Source organism: Staphylococcus caeli, from assembly GCF_900097965.1.
GTDB lineage: Bacteria > Bacillota > Bacilli > Staphylococcales > Staphylococcaceae > Staphylococcus > Staphylococcus caeli.
The window spans coordinates 416,902-438,839 of the sequence record NZ_FMPG01000001.1 but is presented as its reverse complement, the minus strand read 5'-3'; the positions used below and the strand labels follow the sequence as shown (position 1 = coordinate 438,839).

General features: G+C 33.6%; 24 protein-coding genes and 2 pseudogenes. 19 read left to right on the top strand and 7 right to left on the bottom strand.

The window, feature by feature from the left end:
* Nucleotides 1-114 precede the first annotated feature (114 nt).
* A complete protein-coding gene (locus BJS11_RS02130; RefSeq protein ID WP_069994327.1) occupies nt 115-831 on the top strand; it encodes a YebC/PmpR family DNA-binding transcriptional regulator in 717 nt (238 codons plus the stop codon).
* 1 nt (nt 832) lies between these two features.
* Nucleotides 833-1,339 (top strand): cupin domain-containing protein, encoded by a 507-nt coding sequence (locus BJS11_RS02125; RefSeq protein ID WP_069994328.1) that lies wholly within the window; start codon nt 833-835, stop codon nt 1,337-1,339.
* Nucleotides 1,340-1,415: 76 nt separating this feature from the next.
* On the opposite strand, the gene BJS11_RS02120 is transcribed toward BJS11_RS02125, so the two are convergent.
* On the bottom strand, nt 1,416-2,528 hold the full coding sequence (locus tag BJS11_RS02120) for a 5-methyltetrahydropteroyltriglutamate--homocysteine S-methyltransferase (RefSeq protein ID WP_069994329.1): 1,113 nt from the start codon (nt 2,526-2,528) through the stop codon (nt 1,416-1,418).
* A gap of 213 nt (nt 2,529-2,741) precedes the next feature.
* On the opposite strand from BJS11_RS02120, the gene BJS11_RS02115 reads away from it, so the two are divergent.
* From BJS11_RS02115 to BJS11_RS02095, 5 genes are all read left to right on the top strand, one after another.
* Nucleotides 2,742-3,497, top strand: a complete 756-nt coding sequence (locus BJS11_RS02115) for a ribonuclease FAU-1 family protein (RefSeq protein ID WP_069994330.1) — start codon at nt 2,742-2,744, stop codon at nt 3,495-3,497.
* 315 nt (nt 3,498-3,812) lie between these two features.
* Nucleotides 3,813-4,670 (top strand): LysR family transcriptional regulator, encoded by an 858-nt coding sequence (locus BJS11_RS02110; RefSeq protein WP_069994331.1) that lies wholly within the window; start codon nt 3,813-3,815, stop codon nt 4,668-4,670.
* Nucleotides 4,671-4,773: 103 nt separating this feature from the next.
* Nucleotides 4,774-5,982, top strand: coding sequence for a sugar efflux transporter (locus tag BJS11_RS02105; protein ID WP_069994332.1), 1,209 nt, complete (start codon nt 4,774-4,776; stop codon nt 5,980-5,982).
* Nucleotides 5,983-5,988: 6 nt separating this feature from the next.
* The gene (locus BJS11_RS02100) at nt 5,989-6,477 is read left to right on the top strand and encodes a DUF456 domain-containing protein (RefSeq protein ID WP_069994333.1); all 489 of its coding nucleotides are present in this window, start codon (nt 5,989-5,991) and stop codon (nt 6,475-6,477) included.
* A 243-nt stretch (nt 6,478-6,720) separates the two neighbouring features.
* Nucleotides 6,721-7,881 (top strand): MFS transporter, encoded by a 1,161-nt coding sequence (locus BJS11_RS02095; protein ID WP_069994334.1) that lies wholly within the window; start codon nt 6,721-6,723, stop codon nt 7,879-7,881.
* 112 nt (nt 7,882-7,993) lie between these two features.
* Here the strand turns inward: BJS11_RS02095 and BJS11_RS02090 are convergent, their stop codons facing one another.
* Entirely contained in the window at nt 7,994-8,677 is a 684-nt protein-coding gene (locus BJS11_RS02090; RefSeq protein WP_069994335.1) for a DUF1129 family protein, read from the bottom strand.
* 98 nt (nt 8,678-8,775) lie between these two features.
* Between BJS11_RS02090 and BJS11_RS02085 the strand changes: the two genes are divergently transcribed.
* From BJS11_RS02085 to BJS11_RS02065, 5 genes and pseudogenes are all read left to right on the top strand, one after another.
* Nucleotides 8,776-9,246, top strand: coding sequence for a GNAT family N-acetyltransferase (locus BJS11_RS02085; protein ID WP_069994336.1), 471 nt, complete (start codon nt 8,776-8,778; stop codon nt 9,244-9,246).
* 40 nt (nt 9,247-9,286) lie between these two features.
* A pseudogene (locus BJS11_RS02080) lies at nt 9,287-9,487 on the top strand (SA0632 family lipoprotein); the annotation flags it as partial.
* Nucleotides 9,488-9,772: 285 nt separating this feature from the next.
* Nucleotides 9,773-10,069, top strand: a complete 297-nt coding sequence (locus tag BJS11_RS02075) for a hypothetical protein (RefSeq protein WP_069994338.1) — start codon at nt 9,773-9,775, stop codon at nt 10,067-10,069.
* A gap of 100 nt (nt 10,070-10,169) precedes the next feature.
* A complete protein-coding gene (locus BJS11_RS02070; protein WP_069994339.1) occupies nt 10,170-10,724 on the top strand; it encodes a GNAT family N-acetyltransferase in 555 nt (184 codons plus the stop codon).
* A gap of 114 nt (nt 10,725-10,838) precedes the next feature.
* Nucleotides 10,839-11,453: a LysE/ArgO family amino acid transporter gene (locus BJS11_RS02065; RefSeq protein ID WP_069994340.1), complete on the top strand. Its 615-nt coding sequence runs from the start codon at nt 10,839-10,841 to the stop codon at nt 11,451-11,453.
* A 139-nt stretch (nt 11,454-11,592) separates the two neighbouring features.
* Here BJS11_RS02065 and BJS11_RS02060 read toward each other — a convergent pair whose 3' ends face one another.
* The 4 genes from BJS11_RS02060 to BJS11_RS02045 all read right to left on the bottom strand — a co-directional run bounded on the left by BJS11_RS02060 (nt 11,593) and on the right by BJS11_RS02045 (nt 14,420).
* The gene (locus BJS11_RS02060) at nt 11,593-12,159 is read right to left on the bottom strand and encodes an LOG family protein (protein ID WP_069994341.1); all 567 of its coding nucleotides are present in this window, start codon (nt 12,157-12,159) and stop codon (nt 11,593-11,595) included.
* Nucleotides 12,160-12,161: 2 nt separating this feature from the next.
* Nucleotides 12,162-12,620 (bottom strand): YaiI/YqxD family protein, encoded by a 459-nt coding sequence (locus BJS11_RS02055; protein WP_069994342.1) that lies wholly within the window; start codon nt 12,618-12,620, stop codon nt 12,162-12,164.
* A gap of 4 nt (nt 12,621-12,624) precedes the next feature.
* Nucleotides 12,625-13,326 carry a hypothetical protein gene (locus BJS11_RS02050; protein WP_069994343.1) on the bottom strand — a complete coding sequence of 234 codons (702 nt, stop codon included), beginning with the start codon at nt 13,324-13,326 and terminating at the stop codon, nt 12,625-12,627.
* Between the two features lie 218 nt (nt 13,327-13,544).
* Nucleotides 13,545-14,420, bottom strand: coding sequence for an undecaprenyl-diphosphate phosphatase (locus BJS11_RS02045; RefSeq protein ID WP_069994344.1), 876 nt, complete (start codon nt 14,418-14,420; stop codon nt 13,545-13,547).
* Between the two features lie 239 nt (nt 14,421-14,659).
* Here BJS11_RS02045 and BJS11_RS14125 point away from each other — a divergent pair.
* The 3 genes and pseudogenes from BJS11_RS14125 to cydC form a co-directional block, all read left to right on the top strand.
* A pseudogene (locus BJS11_RS14125) lies at nt 14,660-15,406 on the top strand (ABC transporter transmembrane domain-containing protein); the annotation flags it as partial.
* Nucleotides 15,392-16,309: an ATP-binding cassette domain-containing protein gene (locus BJS11_RS14120; protein WP_425337472.1), complete on the top strand. Its 918-nt coding sequence runs from the start codon at nt 15,392-15,394 to the stop codon at nt 16,307-16,309. The pseudogene BJS11_RS14125 and the gene BJS11_RS14120, both read left to right, overlap by 15 nt.
* Nucleotides 16,306-17,985, top strand: a complete 1,680-nt coding sequence (gene cydC / locus BJS11_RS02035) for a thiol reductant ABC exporter subunit CydC (RefSeq protein ID WP_069994346.1) — start codon at nt 16,306-16,308, stop codon at nt 17,983-17,985. Before BJS11_RS14120 ends, cydC begins: the two co-directional genes overlap by 4 nt.
* A gap of 214 nt (nt 17,986-18,199) precedes the next feature.
* Here the strand turns inward: cydC and mgrA are convergent, their stop codons facing one another.
* Nucleotides 18,200-18,643: a global transcriptional regulator MgrA gene (gene mgrA / locus BJS11_RS02030; protein WP_069994347.1), complete on the bottom strand. Its 444-nt coding sequence runs from the start codon at nt 18,641-18,643 to the stop codon at nt 18,200-18,202.
* A 226-nt stretch (nt 18,644-18,869) separates the two neighbouring features.
* Between mgrA and BJS11_RS02025 the strand changes: the two genes are divergently transcribed.
* The 4 genes from BJS11_RS02025 to BJS11_RS02010 all read left to right on the top strand — a co-directional run bounded on the left by BJS11_RS02025 (nt 18,870) and on the right by BJS11_RS02010 (nt 21,867).
* Nucleotides 18,870-19,796, top strand: a complete 927-nt coding sequence (locus BJS11_RS02025; RefSeq protein ID WP_069994348.1) for a CobW family GTP-binding protein — start codon at nt 18,870-18,872, stop codon at nt 19,794-19,796.
* 29 nt (nt 19,797-19,825) lie between these two features.
* Nucleotides 19,826-20,734, top strand: a complete 909-nt coding sequence (locus BJS11_RS02020) for an aldo/keto reductase (protein WP_069994349.1) — start codon at nt 19,826-19,828, stop codon at nt 20,732-20,734.
* Between the two features lie 27 nt (nt 20,735-20,761).
* Nucleotides 20,762-21,061, top strand: coding sequence for a hypothetical protein (locus BJS11_RS02015; protein WP_069994350.1), 300 nt, complete (start codon nt 20,762-20,764; stop codon nt 21,059-21,061).
* A gap of 194 nt (nt 21,062-21,255) precedes the next feature.
* Nucleotides 21,256-21,867 (top strand): DedA family protein, encoded by a 612-nt coding sequence (locus BJS11_RS02010; protein ID WP_069994351.1) that lies wholly within the window; start codon nt 21,256-21,258, stop codon nt 21,865-21,867.
* Nucleotides 21,868-21,938 lie beyond the last annotated feature (71 nt).

The window sequence follows — 21,938 nt, the reverse complement described above, 5'->3', positions numbered from 1 at the left end:
ACTGAAGTCCTAATAATGGCAGATATACGTGCGTACATCTATGTTCTAAATAGAAAATATTGTATAATAAATCATGTTATGACTATGTATTTATTGAGAAAGTGAGATGGAACTATGGGACGTAAGTGGAATAATATTAAGGAAAAAAAAGCCCAAAAAGATAAGAATACAAGTAGAATTTATGCGAAATTTGGCAAAGAGATTTATGTAGCTGCCAAATCAGGAGAACCAGACCCAGAATCTAATCAAACGCTACGTTTGACATTAGAGCGTGCAAAGACATATTCAGTACCAAATCATATTATTGAAAAAGCTATTGAAAAGGCAAAAGGCTCTGGCGAAGAAAATTATGATGAACTCAGATATGAAGGCTTTGGACCTAATGGTTCGATGATTATTGTGGATGCATTGACAGATAATGTAAATCGTACAGCATCCAATGTACGTGCGGCATTTGGTAAAAATGGTGGAAACATGGGTGTTTCTGGCTCAGTCGCATATATGTTTGAACACACAGCAGTGTTTGGTATCGAAGACAAAACAGCGGACGACACATTAGAAGCATTGATGGAAAAAGAAATCGATGTGCGTGATGTCTTTGAAGAAAATGGGCTGACACTTGTATATGCAGAACCGGATCATTTTGCACAAGTTCAAGATGCATTGCGTGAACTTGGTGTAGAAGATTTTAAAGTTGCTGAATTTGAAATGTTACCCCAAACAGATATTGAATTGTCATCACAAGATCAAGAAGTGTTTGAGCACTTAATTGAGGCATTAGAAGATTTGGATGATGTACAAAATGTATTCCATAATGTGGACGTGAAATAATATGAAACAACATATAGAAAACTGGATTACACAATTACAGTTACAGCCCCATCCAGAAGGTGGTTATTATAAAGAAATTATTAAAGGAAATGCGCAGGGTCAAGGCACGCGGGCGGCATACTCAAGCATTTATTTCTTATTAACATTCGACAATATTTCGCATTTCCACCGAATTGATGCAGATGAAATTTGGTATTATCATGCAGGTGACTCACTTACAGTGCATATGATTGGTCCAGAAGGGCAATATTCACAGGTAACAATTGGTCAAAATATAGAAGCGGGTGATGTATTGCAATACGTCGTTCCAAAAGGGACGATTTTTGCTTCCTCCGTGGAAGGTGAAAATGATTATGCGCTTGTTGGTTGCATGTGCCAACCTGGATTTGAATTTGAACATTTTGAATTGATGAGCCAGTCTTGGTTAAATGAACAATATCCACATTTAAAAGAGATTCATAAACGTTATGCATTGACGGATGAAGCAATTGAAAATGCGAACAAGTAAACTATAAAAAGAGCGAACTAGGTAAAGGCATCATTTGATGTCAGTACCTGATTCGCTCTTTATTGTATATATGGTTTTATTTAGCAGTGCCAAAAACTTCATTCGCAATAGCTACAACATATGCTAATTTTTTCCATTGCGCTTCTTCAGTCAATTTATTACCTTCTTCAGTAGAGGCAAAGCCACATTGTGGGCTTAGACAAATTTGTTCTAAAGGTATATATTTTTGTGCTTCTTCAATACGTTTAAGAATGGTTGACTTGTCTTCTAAATCGCCATTTTTGGAAGTGAATAAACCTAATACGGCAGCAGATTGGTTTTGAGGGAAGAAACGTAAAGGTTCAAAATCACCGGAACGTTCATCATCATACTCTAAGAAAAATCCACCTAAGTTCTCTTTGAATAAGTAAGGTGCAACAGGTTCATAACCACCGGAAATAGCCCAAGTTGATTGGTAGTTACCACGACAAATGTGTGTTGTTATAAGCAAGTCATCAGGTAAGTCCTGTACTGCTTCATTCACGACTTGATAGGCAAGTTCACGCGCTGCTTCTTTTTCAGCTTCTGTACGATCACGACCACGTGTTTTTTGTGTTCCTGAAGTTAAGTTTGCCCAATATACATCGTCAAGTTGAATATAGCGTGCGCCTAATTCATAAAATTTAAGCAAGCTTTCTCGATAAGCTTGTGCAACGTCATGTGCAAACACTTGAATGTCTGGATAAATTGTTTCATTCAGAATATTTGGATGGAATAGCTGATTAGGACTTGGGATAGATACTTTTGAAGTCGCGCGCCCATCAACTTTTTCATGTAAGAATTTGAAATGTTCAAAGTGAGGGTGGTTTGGATTGAATGTAACTTTATCTACAACTTTGACATTATGGTTGCGTGTTTCTATGCCTTCAAATTCTAAGCCGCGTTCGGATGTATAACCTTCTACGCCATTTAAATTTTCTAGAAAATCAAAGTGCCACCAGCTTCTTCTGAACTCTCCGTCAGTAATACTATGTAAACCGATTTCTAGTTGTTTTTCTATGATGTGAATGATTGCCTCATCTTCAACTTGTTTCAATGCTTGTGCATCAATGATTTGGTTTTGATAATCTTGTCTTGCTTGTTTTAAGTGTTCAGGTCGTAATAAACTACCGACATGATCAGCTCTAAATGGTCTTTGGTTAACTGTCATTATGTAAACTCCCCTATTTATAGAATTTTCTGAAAAATATAGATAAAATTTAACAGACTTCATTAAAATTGTCAATTTCGCTTTTAAGGTATGAAATATAGTACAATAACAATAATCAAACTTTGTGTAAAACAAATATAATGCATTCAATATAATTCATGAGATGACATAGCGAGGACAGTTTTATATAATAATGACAAGGAGTTGGTGACAATGAAGGTAAAATATATTGATAAGCGTCACTGGCGTCGTATTATTGATAGAGAATATACAGAAGTCAAGGTCAACAATAATAAGTTTAAGGGTATTATTGGCTTAGTGACTATGAAAAAAGTAAGAGAACCATTAGAAGTAACTGTTGTAGGTCAAAATATCATTGTCGCTGATGATAATTATCAGTGGTTACAAATATTACCAGAGAAGAAACGATACAGTATTACAGTGATGCTTGATGACAAGGGTAATCCATTAGAATATTACTTTGATATCAACATTAAGAACGTTACACAAAAAGGTAACGCGAGAACGGTTGATTTGTGTTTGGATGTACTTGTGCTACCGGATGGTCAGTATGAGTTAGTGGATCAAGATGATTTAGAACGCGCCTTAGAATCAGGGCAAATTACGCAAAAGCAATATCATGAAGCGTATGTGATTGCGCATCAATTAATGATAAAAATTGATGATGATTTCCAAGCGATGCAAGATAGAATTATGTATTGTTTTTATAAGATTAAGCAGAAATCTAATACATCAAAACATCCATTTCAAAAAAAACATGTCCCGCATAAAGCGAAGGATAGTAAAAACAAAACACACAAACCCAAATTTTCATCAAAGCATCCTAAACAGGACAAACATGTGAAGCACGAAAAGTCTTCCAAATCCGAAAAGACTGACAAGCAGCATAAAAAAGGAACTTTTGAACAATGGAGTAAACAAACATCACATAAGACGAGTGACAATTAGCCAAGTATAGGTATGGAAAGGCTATGTACATACCTTGTTAAAGTAATGATATGCGCACAAAACCAAGCGTGTTATAGTGAGTATGCACATGAGGAACTGTTAAAGTTGTTTATTATATGCGGTTAAAGTGATGGTTGTTGTACTGTCATGTAGATAAACTGCTAGATTTTTGAAAAAGTTACAAAGTCGATGCGTAAATCAAATCTATCTAACTGTTAATTATATTTCTAGCGTACTTTTACGGGCAATAGGGCGATTGGAAACAGCGATTCACACACTGAAGATGCGATACGCTTTTTAAATAGGGGGATAATTATGAAGATTGACGATTATCGCTTGTTAACTACATTGGACGAGACAAAAACACTTAGAAAAGCAGCAGAGATTTTATATATATCTCAACCCGCTGTGACACAACGTTTGAAAGCGATTGAAAATGCCTTTGGTGTGGACGTGTTTATCCGCACTAAAAAACAATTAATCACGACGACTGAAGGTGCGATGATTATTGAACATGCGAGAGAAATGCTTAACAGAGAGCGTTTGTTCTTAGATAAAATGCAGGCACACATTGGTGAGGTCAATGGTACGATTTCGATTGGCTGTTCATCATTAATCGGTCAAACGTTGTTACCTGAAGTGTTGAATTTGTACACACGACAATTTCCAAATGTGGAGATCCAGGTACAAGTAGGATCAAGTGAACAAATCAAAGCAAACCATAGAGATTATCACGTTATGATTATTCGTGGTAACAAAATGATGAATTTAAGTAATACACATCTTTTTAACGATGAGCATTTTTTTATTCATCCTAAGAATCGAAATGATGAAGTAGATAAAATGCCATTTATTGAGTTTCAGGCAGATCCAATTTATATTAATCAAATTAAAGAGTGGTATGGTAGTCAAATTGGACAAGACTATCATGCAATGATTACCGTGGATCAGGTAGCAACGTGTAAGGAAATGTTGTTGAATGGTGTAGGGGTAACGATACTTCCAGAGATTATGATGAAAAATTTGGATAAAGAGCAATTTGAATTTAAACGTGTCAATATTGATGAGAAACCACTCATTCGTTCAACGTTCTTAAGTTATGATTCTAGTATGATGCAATTGCCACAAGTAGAATCATTTATTAATTTAATGATGGAATATGTAGAATCATAAAAATAACAGTTTATTGTACACGTTGCAAAATATATTTTTAAAGACTATTAATAAAATGCAGGTGCGTTAATGTACCATTATTTAAAGAATAGAGGTCATCTATATGTTTAGTGCCTTATTACATATTAAAAATTATAAACTTTTTGTTGTGAATATGATGCTACTAGGAATGGGAATAGCAATAACGGTTCCATACTTAGTATTGTTTGCGACAAATGATTTAGGAATGACATCCTCGCAATATGGGTTGTTATTAGCCTTAGCAGCAATCAGTCAATTTATAATGAACACGATTGTTGCCCGTTTCTCAGATACACATCAAATCAATAGAAAAGTCATAATTATAGCTGCCTTGTTTATGGGTGCAGTAAGTTTTTCTATTTATTTTTATATTCATGAAATATGGATATTCATAGTGATGTATGCAATATTTCAAGGGTGCTTTGCGCCAGCAATGCCACAAATGTATGCCTCTGCAAGAGAGTCAATTAATGCCTCTACCTCGAGAAGTAAAGCTAAATTCGCGAATGCTGTATTACGTTCCATGTTCTCATTCGGCTTCTTATTTGGTCCATTAATCGGTGCGTTGTTATTAAAAGCAAACGGCTATTCTGGATTATTTGGTGGTACCATTTCAATTATTTTATTCACACTTATTTTACAAGTGTTCTTTTTTAAAGATATTAAAACAAAGCATAGTGTTACTGATGCGACTCACGTTGAAACAACAGCGCCTAATATGTTGAAAGATAAAGTATTATTTGTACCATTTTTAGCATTTATCTTATTACATATCGGACAATGGATGTATACCTTAAACATGCCACTCTTCGTAACCAATTATCTACATGAATCTGAAAGTTACGTGGGTGGCTTGGCCAGTTTATGTGCTGGTTTAGAAGTACCTTTTATGGTGGTACTAGGTATATTGTCTGCAAAAATGACAACACGAACGTTATTAATGCTAGGTGGATTATTCGGAGGACTATTCTATTTTAGTATTGGTGTATTTGAAAGTTTGATTATGATGTTCGTAGGTCAGTTGTTTTTAGCAATCTTTTTAGCTATTTTATTAGGACTTGGGATTAGTTATTTCCAAGATATTTTGCCAGATTTTCCAGGATATGCATCCACACTGTTTGCTAACGCTATGGTTATCGGACAATTATGTGGTAATCTATTAGGTGGTATCATGAGCCAATGGGTCGGTTTAGGAAATGTATTTTTTGTTTCTGCAGGGTCTATTTTTATTGGTATGGTACTCATTTTCTTTACAAAAGATCAAAAATTTACAGAGGAACAAATGGAGTAGATTATAATGTCAGTTATTTTATGGTTATGTATAATAGCGGCGTTTGTCGTCGCATTTATTGGCTTAATTAAGCCAATTATACCGTCTGTGTTAGTCTTATGGATTGGTTTCTTGATTTATCAATTCGGCTTTCATAACGGGCAATTATCGTGGGTATTTTATGTATCGATGATTCTTTTTACAGTCTTTATACTTGTTGCAGATTTTGTCATGAACAAATACTTTGTTAACAAATTTGGCGGATCCAAACTCAGTGAATATGCCGCACTAATAGGTGTGATTGTAGGGTGTTTTGTGTTCCCTCCATTCGGTATTATTATTGTACCGTTTGTAGCGGTATTGATTGTGGAAATGATCCAAGAGCCAAATTTATCAAAAGCGCTTAAGGCGAGTATGGGTTCCGTAATGGCATTTTTAGCGAGTTCAATTGCACAAGCTATAATCATGATTATTATGGTTACTTGGTTCTTTATTGACGCTCTATTAATAAATTAAATGTTTTAGTAAGAGTTGATCTTAATTTTTGAAAATGAAAGTCACAAGCGTGTCATCATTTTTATGAATAAGATTAACTCTTTTTTATATTTTTATAAAAAACCTTAAATTAAAACGACAAAATACATATATAGTGCATTGCTCTACAAATTTAATGTCATATAAGCAATAACCTTGTTTTCATTTATGTCAATTTAGTATAATCACAAACGTGTTTAAAAAATGAAGGTAGGGGGCATTGAAATGAAATACCCAATCGCAATTTGGATGTTAGCCATTGGAGCTTTTGCAATTGGTATGACTGAGTTCGTAATTATGGGTTTATTACCTAATATTGCACGTGATTTTGATGTGACGGTGAGCCAAGCGGGTCAGTTAATTACAGGTTATGCCTTAGGTGTGGCCATCGGTGGACCTATCATTGTGATGTTGACGATTAAATGGAATAGAAAATATTTATTACTCGCATTAATGGGCATTTTCATATTAGGAAATGTTGCAGCATCTTTTAGCCCAAGTTATGGCTTTATGATGACAAGCCGTATTATTACATCTTTAGCACATGGTTCATTCTTTGGAATCGGATCTATACTTGCCGCAAGTATGGTCAAGCCTGAAAGACGTGCAAGTGCGATGGCTTTGATGTTCATGGGACTTAGCATGAGTAACATTTTAGGTGTGCCATTTGGTACATTAATCGGTCAAAATTTCGGGTGGCCGATGACTTTTATCATTATTTCCATATTAGGTGCAATCGCTCTGATTGGTATCATTATTTTTGTACCAATGCAAAAAGAAACAGAGAAATCTTCAGTATTAAATGAACTGAAAATTTTAAAAGAAAAGCGCTTGTGGTTAACATTAGCAGTAACACTTTTTGGATTTAGTAGTGTATTTGCATATTTCACTTATATTTCGACAGTATTGATTGATGTATCGCATGTTCAAGAACATTTGATTTCTTACCTTCTAATAATATTTGGTATTGGTGTGACATTAGGTAATGTTGTGGGTGGTAAACTTGCAGATTGGGATTTAAATAAAGCGTTGAAAATGATTTTTATTGCCTTTATTGCATACTTTGTATTGCTATACTTTATCCAAATGAATGGTTATTTAATGGTTGTAGGTATCTTCTTCTTTGGTTTAATAGGCTTTAGTATGAGTCCATCCTTGCAATTCAAGAGTACATTGATTTCGAAAGATGCGCCTACATTGGCTAGTACACTTAATCAGTCTGCCTTTAATTTAGGAAATGCACTAGGTGCATTTATAGGTGGCGTGGTTGTTACACATTTACCGGTGGCTTCCTTAAGTTTAGTTGCACCTCTTCTAACAGTAGTCGGACTCATCTTCTTATTCATCAGTATTGCAGTTGAAAAGAGAGAAGGTATGACAACATAAACGTACATTCAATAATCTGTGTATGTAACAATAAAATGCGGTAAGAACCCATCAATAACTTGGTGATGATGAGTTCTTACCGCATTTTTATTAATTAATCGTCGATTGATCATTATAGTGAAGTATTGCTATCTTTATTAATATAATGATGGTCAATATATAATGAAATTGGTATGACTATGAATGAAATAATAATAAACGTCCAATTGCTAATCTTGATATAGGGGCCAAAAGCCAAACTAGACTGTGGCACAAAAAATACATAAAATAAAACAAACAGTAGGACGAAAATACCGATGTATGTCAACATCCAGGTCCAATGTGATTTCGTGAAACATTGCATTTGGACAGTTTTAAAAATCATCCATATAAACATGAAAATAATACAAATTCCAATAATTAACATAATAGGAAAAGTATAAAGATATAAACGTTTAGCGCCAATAAAAAAACCAACGAAGCCTTTCAAGAAACAAAAAATACCAAAGAATAACAGTATATGTTGAAAAATATACTTAAATATATTAACAATCGTTTCATTTGGTAATTTCTTAATTTCCTTTTTAGCGTGAGCTTTTGGATCGTGATCAAAGAAATCCATTGCTAACGTGCCATCTTTTTCAGCTTGTAATAATTTATTTAAAATACGATTGAGCATTTTTTCAGAATCATGAGGATTCACGCTTAAATCTGCGCGAACATATGTCATATAATTTTCGAAAGTCTCTCTATCTGTATTATTAAGTCGCAATGACTTTACATTATTTTCACGCATTAATCTATCCGTAGATTTCATTTGAATTTCGCTACCTTTTTTTAGAATATAAATATAAGATAAGGATTATTATGACGAATATAACAATATAAAGCAACAGGCTTTTGAAAGGAGCATATATGGAACGATTACAATTATCGCAAAAAGACTTTATTCATCAAATTGCAACGATTCATGAAACGGAATTAGCACGTCAATACGATACTTATACTTGTACGTCATTATCTAAAGCTTTACGTATTGAAATGATTGAACATGGCTTAAAATATAATGACGACAGAATATTTATTGAAACTAATGAGCAAAATGAAATGATGGGCTTTATATGGGCGCGCTATATTCCAAATGAACGGAAGGCTTTAATTGAAATACTGTTTGTTCATGAAATGTTTCGCCAACAACATATAGGAACCAGTTTGAAGAAGGCCGTTGAATCTTGGGCTATTGGACAAGGCGCACAGTCTATTGAAAGTACAATAGCAGCTGATAATATGGTAATGCAATCATTGAATCTGAACATGGGTTATCAAATTAATAGCGTTGTGATGTCTAAAAAACTTATAATAAATAATGAAGATAATAATAAATGATGATAAAATAACTATATTATTGTGAAAAGGGAGTTCTTACATGAAAAAGTGTCTGGCACTCATATTAGCTTGTATTATTGCCTTATCTGCATGTAGTAAAAATGATGAGAAAGCAACGTTAGAGAAAGATATAGATAAACTTGAAAAGCAGAATAAGGATTTGAAAAAGCAAAAAGAAAAATTACAAAAAGAACATGACAAACTTAAAGATAAATCAGATAGTTTAGAAAAAGATGTTAACGCAAAAATGTAACTTTTTGTCTTTGATTTGTGGTAAATGTGACAAAACAGAAATAAACATATGAAGTTATTTCCTAGGAAATCATTGTAATATGGTTTTAGTCATTGTTATAATGGGTAACGTTATAAGATAATAGGGATTTGTATAAATAGATATAAAATATAATGGTTAAAGATAAAAAACAAGGTTGATTATTTCATTAAGTGTATCTTCACAATGTTAACTACATTAAATAAGATGAAGGTATATAATAATTTTCCTTCATAAAGAAGAGAGGTTATGGTTATGCACGAACAAGATTTTAATTTATTAGAGGGACGTTCAATTACTTTACCTGAATTAGGCAGGGAAATTGAAAATATAACTGGCAGACAAATTAAAGATTCAACAGGTGAGATTAAGCGTGTTATTGCACACTTACCTAATTTTGAATCTGACACAGATACATTTGTAGCTACTTACAAATTAAATCATAGAAACGATTTTATCGATGCGACATTTACAGCACCGAAAAGTGAGCGTAGTCGTTTGAAAGAAGTAGCAGTAAACGTTGAATTAATTAGCTATGTTTCAAGAGCATAAATGAAAATTTTTAAATAATTTAAAGGTAGCGCGATATGACATGGTTCATAACGCGTTACTTTTCTATATCAATTTATTTTTCAATCTAGAGGTGTAATAAATGACAGTTTATATTGAAACTGAACGGTTAAGATTACGTGACTGGCGCGAAGATGATTTATTACCATTTCAACAAATGAATGCGAATAGACAAGTAAGACGCTATTTTCCTAGCTTATTAAGTTATCGACGTACAGAACTTGATATGCGTCAAATGAATGATGTTATTCAAGAGCATCATATAGGTCTTTTTGCAGTCGAACTGAAAGAAACAAATGGTTGGCTTGGTTTTATAGGTTTGAATTTTGTACCTAAAGAAAGTAAATATAAATTTGATGAATTACCATTTTATGAAATAGGATGGCGTCTGATACCTGACGTTTGGGGAAATGGTTTTGCGACAGAAGGTGCTGAAGCGGTGCTAAAATATGCGAAGGCACAAGGACTGAAAGAAGTATACGCATTTACATCGGAAAATAATGAGCCCTCACGAAAAGTTATGGAGAAGATTGGTATGTCATTGTATGATTACTTTGAATATCCAGATTTGAGTAAATATCATCCACTTAAAAGACATGTGAGATACTATAAAGATTTGACGAAGTTAAAAAATTAAGGCAAGAGAGTTAAGTGATATCATGAATGAATCTCTAGTAATTTGGACAAACGTGCGCATTTATATTCATGAGATTTTATTGACCAATGATGATATAGAAGTGGGGATTAAATGATGTTACAAGCAATAGCACATGGCATATTATTAGCATTAGGTTTGATTTTACCTTTAGGAGCACAGAATGTTTTTGTATTTAATCAAGGAGCAAATCACAAGAGTATTTCCAAATCATTACCTGTGATTATTACTGCTGGATTTTGTGATACATTGTTAATTGTATTGGCAGTGTTAGGTGTTTCAGCTATTTTATTATCTTTACCTGCACTACAAATTGCAATTTATTGTATTGGATTATTGTTTTTATTATATATGGCTATATCATTGTGGCGAACGCAACCTAATGGTGTTCAAACATATCGTCCAATGTCTGCGAAAAAACAAATGAGTTTTGCGATGTCGGTATCATTGCTTAATCCTCATGCAATTATGGATATCTTTGGCGTTATTGGAACGAATGGTGCAATTTATGATGGTGGAGACAAAATTGCCTTTACAGTTGCGACTGCTGGAATTTCTTGGATTTGGTTTTTCTTTTTAGCAATAGCTGGAAAAATAATGGGCAATATTGATAAAACTGGTAAATATATTACGATTTTAAACAAATGTTCTGCTGTTATTATTTTATTTGTGGCAGCAATGATTATAAAACAATTATTTGAAATTATTTAATGAATAAGGTCTAAGTTGACAGCTTAACTGTATTTAAAAATGTACCCCAAAATATATAAGAATTAAAAATAAAGCACCTACAGTGAAAATGCTTTGCGCAGAACTTTCGCTATAGGTGCTTTTATTCACTTTAAACATATTAATCGTAAGTTCGAACGCCTAAAGGTTGATATTGTTTTAATGTATCGAATAAAGTTTCTTTCGAATCACAGAGTGGGGCAAGTTTTTTATATTTAGCATCAATAAAACCTTCATCAATCATGTGGTTGAGTAAAGTTTGCAACGGATCAAAAAAGCCGTTAATGTTAAACACGGCAAGTGGTTTTTGATGAATACCAATTTGTGCCCAACTATACATTTCGAAAAATTCTTCTAATGAGCCAGCACCGCCTGGAGCCATGACAAAACCATCTGCTAATTCTGCCATTTTATGTTTGCGTTCATGCATAGAATCGACCAAAATTAACTCGCTAAGCTTTGTGCTCGTAATTTCTTTTTCATCTAACATCTTAGGCATTACACCAATAGCTGTACCGTCATGGTCAAGGACGCCATCTTGAATCGCACCCATTATGCCAATAGATCCAGCACCAAAGATTAATTCATACCCATGTTCAGCCATATACTTTCCTAATTGGTAAGCTTCTTTGATATACGATGGGTCATTACCTTTGCTAGCACCGCAATAAACTGCAATTTTTTTCATCGTTAGTCCTCCTTCAGTATAGTCTGTAAAATAGTCGTGAATTTCGTTTCAAACTTTGTCACGTCTTCTTCTGTAAAAGCAGAAGGGCCCTTTGTACGTCCTCCGCTTTTTCTAAACTGCGCACTGGCATGACGTTGTTCAAGTAAGTTACTTATATTTTGCTGATTGAAAATAAATCCAGAATGATGCATTACATATTTAACTTTTGCTAATAATAAACTGGCTAAGCCATAATCCTGAGTGATAACGATATCTTCAGATTTGGCGAGTCTAACGATACGATAATCGACTGCGTCTGGGCCATCATCGACATAAATGACATTGACGTGTTCAGGTTGTATAACTGTTGAAAAGTGGCTAAAACTACGTACTATCGTAACAAAAATGCCTGTCCCATCAGTCAATTCAATTACTGAATTGGTTACAGGACAAGCATCTCCGTCTATAATGACTTGTGTCATTTTATTATTTGCCTTTATTTTCGTTGTTTTGTTTTACAACACTTTTAGCCACATAGTCTTTGTATTTCTTGAACTCTGCTAAACGTGCTTTTTTATTTTTTTCGCGAGCTTTGTCTTCTTCTTTATGACGTTTGTCGATGTTTTTTTGCAGTAATTTATTGAATTTATTAACTTCTTTACGGTTTTCTTTTTCTAATTTTTCGCCTTTTTTCTCAGTCTCGTCATCTAATTTACCTGGTGTTAGGCCAACTTTTTCCATGTGCTTATTAGATTTCTTCATATCTTTGATACGTTGTTTTTCATTTTCTTGGCGAGCTTTGTCTTCTTCTTTATGACGCTTATCGATATTTTTTTGTAAAATTTTATTCATTTTGTCTGCTTCTTTGCGATTTTCTTTTTCTAATTTTTCGCCTTTTTTCTCAATGTAAGCAGGATCGTTTTCTTTTGCGATACGTTTAAGTTCGCGTTTTTGATCGATGTCATGTTTTTTGTCTACAACAAAATCTTTAGCATGAGATGATTTTTCAACGACAGTATCTTTTAATTCTACTGATTTATTTGCTACTGTTTTAGAAGCACTTACTGTTGCGTCACTTGCTTTTTTCACATCTGGATGATCTTTGATTCGTTTACGTTCAACGATTAATGGTACTAAAAACACAGGCGCTACTGTGATAATTGTTTTAATTAATTGCTTTTTGTTCATACTCGTTGCCTCCATTTAATATATACTATCTTCACATTACCCTATCATACATGAAATTAAACGGTAAATATAGCGTATGCATGGGATTTATTATGTATTATTATAATCTTATTTTTAATGGGAGTTAAACAATATTACTTAGAAAAAATGAGCCGATAAACCTTCAATAATTTGAAAATTCATCGGCTATATCGTTCATGAAACCTAAATGGTTAATATTATTCTCCAGTAATGCCTTGTCCAATTCCGAAACCAAAGTAAAGAATTGCAATAATAATAACTAAGACGATTCTATAAATCGCGAAAGGAATTAATTTGACTTTACTAATTAAGAATAGGAATGTCTTGATTGCAATTAAACCAACAATAAATGCGGCTAAGAAACCTAAAACATAGAAACCAATATCACTGAAATGGATATATTCCATATTTTTAACTAAAGATAAGCCACTTGCAGCCAACATGACAGGGACAGCCATGATAAATGTAAAGTCAGACGCTGATTTGTGGTTCATCTTCATAAGAACACCAGTAGAAATAGTAGAACCAGATCTACTGAAACCAGGCCACATTGCTACGGCTTGTGATAAACCAATTACAAAAGCTTGGAAATAGTTTATTTGATCGACAGTTTTTGGATTTGTAACTTTTTTACTATAAACATCGGCAATGATCATATAAATTGCACCAATGAATAAACCAATCATTACAGTAGGTACACTGAACAGATATTTTTGAATAACATCATCAAACAATAATCCTAAAATACCTGCTGGAATCATACCGACAAAAATATGCAATAGATTCAAACGTTTTGGTTTTTGACGTAGACCGTCAATCGGTTCTGCTTTGTATTTTCCGATATGTAACATTTCGAAATAGCGTTCTCGGAATACCCAAGCTCCTGCAAATACAGAACCAAGTTGAATCACAATTTTAAAAGTAAAAGCTGATTGTGAACCTAGAAATTCAGTTGATTTTAGCCACATATCATCAACTAAAATCATATGACCTGTAGAAGAAACAGGAGCAAACTCCGTTAAACCTTCCACAATACCAAGAATTATACCCTTAATTAATTCAAGTATTAACATAATTTACCTCTTTCATAGAACTTATTAGATTTCATACATTTTCATTTTATAATGATAGCACAATGAAAATATAATATGCTACTTATAAATGTAAGACTAGACTAAAGACTGATATCTCACGATAAGATAGTAGGCAAAGTAGAAAAATAACCATTTATGTCTAAAATATGAAATTAACATAAAAACAACCTATTTATAATGAGCGAATTCATTTAATTTTCATATAATGTGTTTATAATATGTGGCAGGTGATATTTGTGAAAAGATTAACAAATTTAGCGTTAAAATATAAATTATATCCAATATTAATGTTTATCGTCAGTACATTTTTAGCAGTTACCGTAGTGGTTCAAAATATATCTATTGCTGAAATTTTAAATACGATGTTAAAACATCGCAACCAAGATCTAGTGTTATTACTTTTATTTACACTTGCCATACTAATAGGGCGGGCAACGTTAAATACAATAAATCAACTTATAGGAAACAAAATGGCAGGACGTGTTAAGCAAGATTTAAGACGTCAAATCATTTCTAAACGTGCTAAGGAGCCAATTGGCGCGCAGATTAGTACTTTGACGGAAAGTGTCGATGGCATCGTACCGTTTTTCAATAGTTATTTTCCGCAAGTATTTAAGTCTATGATGATTCCAGTCATGATAATTATTGCGATGTGTTTTGTTCACCTCAATACAGCACTTATTATGTTAGTTACAGCACCATTTATACCTGTGTTCTATATTATTTTTGGTTTGAAGACCCGTGATGAATCAAAAGATAAGATGATGTATCTCAATCAATTTAGCCAACAATTTTTAAATAAAATAAAGGGCTTGATTACTTTAAAGTTATTTAATAGGACGGCAGTTACTGAAGAAGCTTTATATCGTGAGAGTACTACTTTTAGAGATTTGACAATGAAAATTCTAAGAAGTGCTTTTTTGTCGGGACTCATGTTGGAATTCATCAGCATGTTAGGTATAGGACTCGTCGCATTAGAGGCAGGCTTAGGATTGATACTGTTTCATAGTATTGATTTTAAAACGGCTGCTATTGCTATCATATTGGCACCTGAATTTTACAATGCAATCAAAGATTTAGGTCAGTCATTTCATACAGGTAAGCAAAGTGAAGGGGCGAGTGATGTTATTTTTGCGTTGTTAGATCAAAAGGAGCAAGAAGTACATTCAGAGAGAAAATATGACAAGCATCAAGCTGCGTTAATAGCATTGAAACAAGTATATTTTAAATATGATGATGCAACAACAGACACAGTAAAAGATGTCTCTCTAGAGATTGAACAAGGGGAAAAGATAGCATTAATTGGTCAGAGTGGCGCAGGTAAATCAACACTTGCACAACTTATAGCACAAAATTATAAACCGTATTCAGGTTCCGTGACCTATCAAAATCAAGATTTAAACATAGGTTTTCTAAGCCAGTCGCCATATATATTTAATGCATCAATTCGCGACAACATAACTATGTTTTATAACATTGATGAAGTGAGCATTTACCGTGTGTTAGATGATGTAGGTTTGAAAGAAAAGATTTCAGAGCTTCCAAAAGGATTAGATACATGGATTGGTGAAGGTGGCGAAATGCTTTCAGGTGGTCAAATGAGACGCATAGAGCTATCAAGAGTCTTACTGATGCAACCAGAGGTCTTAATTTTTGACGAACCTGCGACAGGTTTAGATGTGGAAACAGAACAAATTATGCAACGAGTCATTGAAACACGATTTGCAAACGCAACTATTATCACAATTGCGCACAGGGCGTATACAATTAACAGTGCAGATAAACTTATCAATATCGAAAATGGATGTTTAAAACGTGATACACATGTATTACATGATAATCCCAACAAAGGTAGTGAGGTTAGATGAAGCCACGTATTCAAATGAAGTTTGATAGAGATATCATATTAGCTATCATAGTTGGTGTGATAGGAAGTTTAGTCGCCTTAAGTATGTTTTTTTTAAGTGGCTATATGATTACGCAAAGTGCTTTAGGTGCGCCCTTATTCGCATTAATGATATTAATCGTTTCTGTAAAATTATTTGGGTTTGTCAGAGCAATTGCGCGATATATCGAAAGGTTATTGTCGCATAGAGCAACATTTACGATGTTAAGAGATGTAAGGGTTCAGTTTTTTAGAAATTTACTACCTGTTGTTCCTGATGTGTATCGTAAATTTAATTCTAGCGATTTGATTGCGCGCATGATTGGCAGAGTGGAAGCTTTGCAAAATTTATACCTACGTGTATATTACCCGCCCATTGTCATTGGTTTGACAGCTATTGTCGCTATGGTTACAATGCTTTTCTTTTCTTATATTCATGCAATTATCATTGGTTTTAGCATGCTTGTGACTTTATGGGTGATCCCATGGATAAGTGCGAAAAAGGCGCGTCAATTGAAAAGAACAGTAAATGCCAAACAACGTCGTTTTTTAAACCAATTTTATGATTATAAAGAAGGTTATGAGGAGTTAAACCGTTTTGGACAAACTGAACTGTATAAGGAAAAAGTTTTAACTGAACTCGCTGCATTTGAACAAGCGCAAGCAAAGGAACAACGATTCTTATCGCTATATGAGTACAGTTTGAATATTGTATCGATGTTGGCGTTGTTTGTTACATTATATGCAGGCGTTGTGCAAGTTCAACAGCAACAATTAGATGTAGTCTATTTAACTAGTATTGTACTTATGATGTTGACGCTATTTGAACAGGCGATACCTATGAGTAATGTTGCTTATTATAAAGGGGACACAGATGAAGCCTTTGGTAATATCAATGAGGTCATTGCGCATCCTATGATGCAAGGTCAAGAAGCATTAGATTCAAGCGTCATAAATGATTTGCCTGTGCTTGATATAAAGCACGTTGATTTTAAATATTGGAATCAATCAAGTAACGTACTGAATCACATTAATTTGAGTATTGAAAAAGGAGAACATGTTGCTATCGTAGGGCCTTCAGGGTCTGGTAAGAGTTCATTGTTGCAATTGATGCTTGGTTTATATCAAAGTAACCATGGTAGTGTAATGTTAAATCAACAAGAGGTTACGAAAATTAGAGATGAAGATAAATATAAAGCAATAAATGCATTATTACAGTCACAGCAATTATTTGATGGCACAGTGCGTGATAACTTATTTTCAGAAAAAACAACGCAGGAAATGCGAGCAGTACTAGATAGTTTAGGTCTAGCATACCTCGATTTAGATAGAGAAATAACATTGACGGCTGACACATTGTCAGGTGGTGAAAAACAAAGATTAGCTTTAGCAAGGCTATTCCTTAAGCAGGCACCAATTTGGATATTAGACGAGCCTACAACCGCGCTCGATGTTTATCATACTGATGTGATTATGGAAAATATTCAGAAGCAAGCTGAAACATTAATCATAGCGACTCATGATATAAGACTACTATCGCAATTTGATAAAATTGTAGTGGTGCAGTCAGGTGAAATTGTTGAAGTGGGAAGTTACCCAGATTTGTTAAATCAAGCGGATAGTTATTTACGGAAGATAATGATGTTGAATACGCAATAAGCTTTAAAGGTGTACTCAACATAAAAACCTAGTGGCTACTATGGTTAAGGAGAAAAGCGAGGACATACACGTATAAATACAGTCAACAACTTCAGTGGTTAAGTTGATTATTTAAAACAAACGAGCTCAAACACATAAGTGTTTGAGCTCGCTTAATAAATAAAGTATATTTAAGGAATAATTTGGGATAACGTAAACCAATACGTTAGAAAAATTATTTCCCTTTTTCTTCAGTAAAGGCATTGATTACTTTTGCAAGTAATCGATTTAATTCTTGAGATTCTTCTGTACTTAGTGATGAAGCAACTGCAACATCTTGACAAGCGGTATCTAATTCAGGACGAATCGCTTCACTCTTGTCAGTTAGATGAATAAATACTTCTCGTTGATCTACTTCAGAACGTTCACGTTTGATTAAATCAACTTGTTCCATTCTTTTAAGCAATGGAGATACAGTACCAGTATCAAGTGCCAACTCGGTAACGACTTTCTTGACATTGACAGGTGAATCGGCCCACAAGATGGTTAATACCAAGAATTGCGGGTATGTCAGTTTGTATTTCTTAAAGACATTATTTGAGCAGTAGCGATTTACTTGTCTTTGAGCGTTATACAAACTGAAGCAAAGTTGTTCCTTTAAATTAAGTGGTTCAGACATAAGTTCTCCTCCAGACATTCTATCCGTTTTGTTCTCTCTGCTTCGGACCGGAATCCGTCTAATGTTGTGTTTGATACTTCTTCAATCATACTTTTGCACTGTGCCATGCTAAAATAAAGTGCATATAAAGTTTAGAAGATATCTAATATTTTATCAAGTGAAAGTTTAATTATATGTATAAATTAAATTTTACACAAACATTTGAAATTAAGAAATGAGTGATTTTATGAAAAATATTAAAAACCCTCAGATAGCCATTACAATTGTAACAGGCTTTTTGGGTAGTGGGAAAACGACGTTTCTTAGTAATTATATAAAATATTTACTTGAGCAACGTGAGACCCCAAGTATCATCGTAAATGAATACGGCAATTTAAATGTAGATAGCTATGCATTAAGCGACGATGTTGAAGTTGCATCAATATTAAATGGTTGCGTATGTTGTGACTTGCAACTAGATTTAATAAAACAATTAAAACATTTTCTTAACAAAAGTGCAATGCGCCATATTATAATTGAGGCGACAGGTATCGCACATCCGATTGAAATTATTGCGGCGTGTCAAGATCCTGAAATCGTCGACTATGTGAACCCCCCATTAGTTATAGGGATAGTGGACGCACCAAGATTTTTAAACAGAACCCAATATACTAATAGTACAATACAATTGATGGAAGAACAATTAGAAGTAAGTCACGCCTTAATTGTTAACAAAACCGACAAAATATCTAAAGATGAAAGATTAGCATTATCTGAACTGAGTGAAATAAATAGTGTAGCACCGCAATTCTTTACAACGTTTGCGAATGTTGACATGCCATCTATATATAACATCAGTAATCATGAAGGGCATCAACACTTACAACATACACATCATCATGGTATCAATAGTATGCAATATCATTTTACTGCGCCTATTGACCGACAATTATTTTATCAATTTATTTTACGCTTACCAGATAATGTTCTAAGATTAAAGGGATATGTTAAATTTCGTGATATGCCTAGTGATTTATATGAATTTCAATATGCTTATGGCTTACCAGATTATCAAATCATTAACGAAGATATACCGACTACAATCGTATTAATAGGTGAACAAATTGATGAGAATCGCCTACGCAACCAACTAGACATGTTACAGTTCACTTAATTGTTTAAATAAATAAAGAAGGTGTATAAATGGACAGAGTAAAAATAAATCAACATGTTTCATTTTCAAAAATTATCCAAGGATTTTGGAGGGCGCAAGATTGGCAATGGACACCACAACAACTTAATCGTTATTTAAATGAATTGGTTTCGCGAGGCATTACGACGATGGACCATGCAGATATTTATGGTAAATATACGTGTGAAGGTATTTTTGGAGAAGCATTAAAATTATCACCTGAGCTACGTGAAAACCTTGAAATTGTTACTAAATGTGGCATTGTCTTACCGGATAGTCCTGTTAATCGTATAAGTGGCCACCGTTATGATCATAGTAGCAATCATATTCGTCAATCTGTTGACCGTTCATTGCAAGAACTACAAATTGATCATTTAGATTCACTATTGATTCATAGACCGTCTCCATTAATGGATCCGAATGAAGTAACGGATGCTTTGAAAGCTTTAGTGGCAGAAGGTAAAGTCAAGTCTTTTGGTGTTTCTAACTTCAATAAATCACAATATGATTTACTGAGTCAATGTCTTGTCTGTGACAAACTGCATATCACGGTTAACCAATTGGAAGTATCGCCATACACGTTAGATGCAATTGAAAATGGTATAATTAATCATATGTATAAAGATGATGTGAAGATTATGGCATGGAGTCCTTTGGCAGGTGGAAAGTTGTTTGATTTAGTAGATAAGAAAGCGTCTAGTATTATGTCAATCGTTGCACCACTGGCACAAAAATATCAAGTAAGTGCGAATAGTATCGTTACAGCATGGTTAAATAAACATCCAGCATCGATTATGCCGGTATTAGGAACACATAACATTTCACGTGTGGATGAAGCGGTCAAAGGTTTAGATATTATACTAACAGATCAAGAATGGTTTGATATATACACAGCTTCATTAGGACATGATATACCTTAATTCAATGATAATAAAGGAGCATTAAGCATGAGTACACAGAACGAACAACATCGTAGAAATGAACTGAAATTTCAAAGAAACTTTATTAATTTTCCGTTTTTAGGCTTTGCATTGGTGATTGCAATTTTGAATATTGCATACCCAGATATTAATATCATGATGACATTGTTTGGTTTATTTTTCCTTTACAATGGAGGCATTTTATTTGTGGCATTTATTAAACACTTTAAACGAACAGCCATTTTAGCATTATTATTAACGATATTATCCATGGCACTATTTGCTTTATCATTATATTTATATGCTTTGTCGAATCACTTGTTCTAAATCTAGGGGAATAGTGTGGATCACAAAATATTATTGTATAAATGGTCAGAAAATATAAAATAATGATGTTGTACTGAGATTCAAATATAGTTTTAAATGTTTGGAGCGAAATAATGAAATCAAGTTTATAGTTCGATTTCTGTTTCGCTCCTCATTTCATAAATAGATTTAGCAGATGCTTAAGGGGGAAATGCATGGAACAGTGGATTACACATTTTATGGAACAATTTGGTTATTGGGGAATTGCTTCTTTAATATTTTTGGAAAATATATTTCCTCCGATTCCTTCTGAAATTATTTTAACTTTTGGTGGCTTTATGACTACCAAAACAGAATTAACATATGTAGGGGTAACAATTACGTCTACCATCGGCTCAGTTGTCGGTGCTATTGCTTTGTATGGCATTGGTGCTTGGATTGGTGAAGCTAATCTATATCGTTTGGTAAATCGTTATGGGAAAATTTTACGTATTAAAACAAAAGATTTAGATAAAACGATTCATTGGTTTGAACGATATGGATACTGGACGATCTTTTTCTGTAGGTTTGTTCCATTATTAAGGAGTCTAATATCTATTCCAGCTGGATTGACACGAATGAATATGCCGCTATTTATATTATTTACTACGATAGGAACGCTAATATGGAATATGGTGCTGATTTATTTAGGTCAAACAGTTGGTGGAAATTGGCATGCCATTGTTTATTATATGGATATCTATTCGCGTATCATTTACGTTGCCTTAATTGTACTTGTTGTTTTTGTAATATGGAAATGGCTAAAACGACAAAGAAAACATAAGTGAAAATGATGATTGATATTCATAAAATGTAATCATAGTTGCACACAAAATGGTGGTATAATTTAAGCGAAATA

Excerpts from the sequence above, each read along its gene's own strand:
- BJS11_RS02130 (WP_069994327.1), top strand. The coding sequence starts at position 115 with ATGGGACGTAAGTGGAATAATATTAAGGAAAAAAAAGCCCAAAAAGAT.
- BJS11_RS02125 (WP_069994328.1), top strand. The coding sequence starts at position 833 with ATGAAACAACATATAGAAAACTGGATTACACAATTACAGTTACAGCCC.
- BJS11_RS02120 (WP_069994329.1), bottom strand. The coding sequence starts at position 2,528 with ATGACAGTTAACCAAAGACCATTTAGAGCTGATCATGTCGGTAGTTTA.
- BJS11_RS02115 (WP_069994330.1), top strand. The coding sequence starts at position 2,742 with ATGAAGGTAAAATATATTGATAAGCGTCACTGGCGTCGTATTATTGAT.
- BJS11_RS02110 (WP_069994331.1), top strand. The coding sequence starts at position 3,813 with ATGAAGATTGACGATTATCGCTTGTTAACTACATTGGACGAGACAAAA.
- BJS11_RS02105 (WP_069994332.1), top strand. The coding sequence starts at position 4,774 with ATGTTTAGTGCCTTATTACATATTAAAAATTATAAACTTTTTGTTGTG.
- BJS11_RS02100 (WP_069994333.1), top strand. The coding sequence starts at position 5,989 with ATGTCAGTTATTTTATGGTTATGTATAATAGCGGCGTTTGTCGTCGCA.
- BJS11_RS02095 (WP_069994334.1), top strand. The coding sequence starts at position 6,721 with ATGAAATACCCAATCGCAATTTGGATGTTAGCCATTGGAGCTTTTGCA.
- BJS11_RS02090 (WP_069994335.1), bottom strand. The coding sequence starts at position 8,677 with ATGAAATCTACGGATAGATTAATGCGTGAAAATAATGTAAAGTCATTG.
- BJS11_RS02085 (WP_069994336.1), top strand. The coding sequence starts at position 8,776 with ATGGAACGATTACAATTATCGCAAAAAGACTTTATTCATCAAATTGCA.
- BJS11_RS02075 (WP_069994338.1), top strand. The coding sequence starts at position 9,773 with ATGCACGAACAAGATTTTAATTTATTAGAGGGACGTTCAATTACTTTA.
- BJS11_RS02070 (WP_069994339.1), top strand. The coding sequence starts at position 10,170 with ATGACAGTTTATATTGAAACTGAACGGTTAAGATTACGTGACTGGCGC.
- BJS11_RS02065 (WP_069994340.1), top strand. The coding sequence starts at position 10,839 with ATGTTACAAGCAATAGCACATGGCATATTATTAGCATTAGGTTTGATT.
- BJS11_RS02060 (WP_069994341.1), bottom strand. The coding sequence starts at position 12,159 with ATGAAAAAAATTGCAGTTTATTGCGGTGCTAGCAAAGGTAATGACCCA.
- BJS11_RS02055 (WP_069994342.1), bottom strand. The coding sequence starts at position 12,620 with ATGACACAAGTCATTATAGACGGAGATGCTTGTCCTGTAACCAATTCA.
- BJS11_RS02050 (WP_069994343.1), bottom strand. The coding sequence starts at position 13,326 with ATGAACAAAAAGCAATTAATTAAAACAATTATCACAGTAGCGCCTGTG.
- BJS11_RS02045 (WP_069994344.1), bottom strand. The coding sequence starts at position 14,420 with ATGTTAATACTTGAATTAATTAAGGGTATAATTCTTGGTATTGTGGAA.
- BJS11_RS14120 (WP_425337472.1), top strand. The coding sequence starts at position 15,392 with ATGTTAGGTATAGGACTCGTCGCATTAGAGGCAGGCTTAGGATTGATA.
- cydC (WP_069994346.1), top strand. The coding sequence starts at position 16,306 with ATGAAGCCACGTATTCAAATGAAGTTTGATAGAGATATCATATTAGCT.
- mgrA (WP_069994347.1), bottom strand. The coding sequence starts at position 18,643 with ATGTCTGAACCACTTAATTTAAAGGAACAACTTTGCTTCAGTTTGTAT.
- BJS11_RS02025 (WP_069994348.1), top strand. The coding sequence starts at position 18,870 with ATGAAAAATATTAAAAACCCTCAGATAGCCATTACAATTGTAACAGGC.
- BJS11_RS02020 (WP_069994349.1), top strand. The coding sequence starts at position 19,826 with ATGGACAGAGTAAAAATAAATCAACATGTTTCATTTTCAAAAATTATC.
- BJS11_RS02015 (WP_069994350.1), top strand. The coding sequence starts at position 20,762 with ATGAGTACACAGAACGAACAACATCGTAGAAATGAACTGAAATTTCAA.
- BJS11_RS02010 (WP_069994351.1), top strand. The coding sequence starts at position 21,256 with ATGGAACAGTGGATTACACATTTTATGGAACAATTTGGTTATTGGGGA.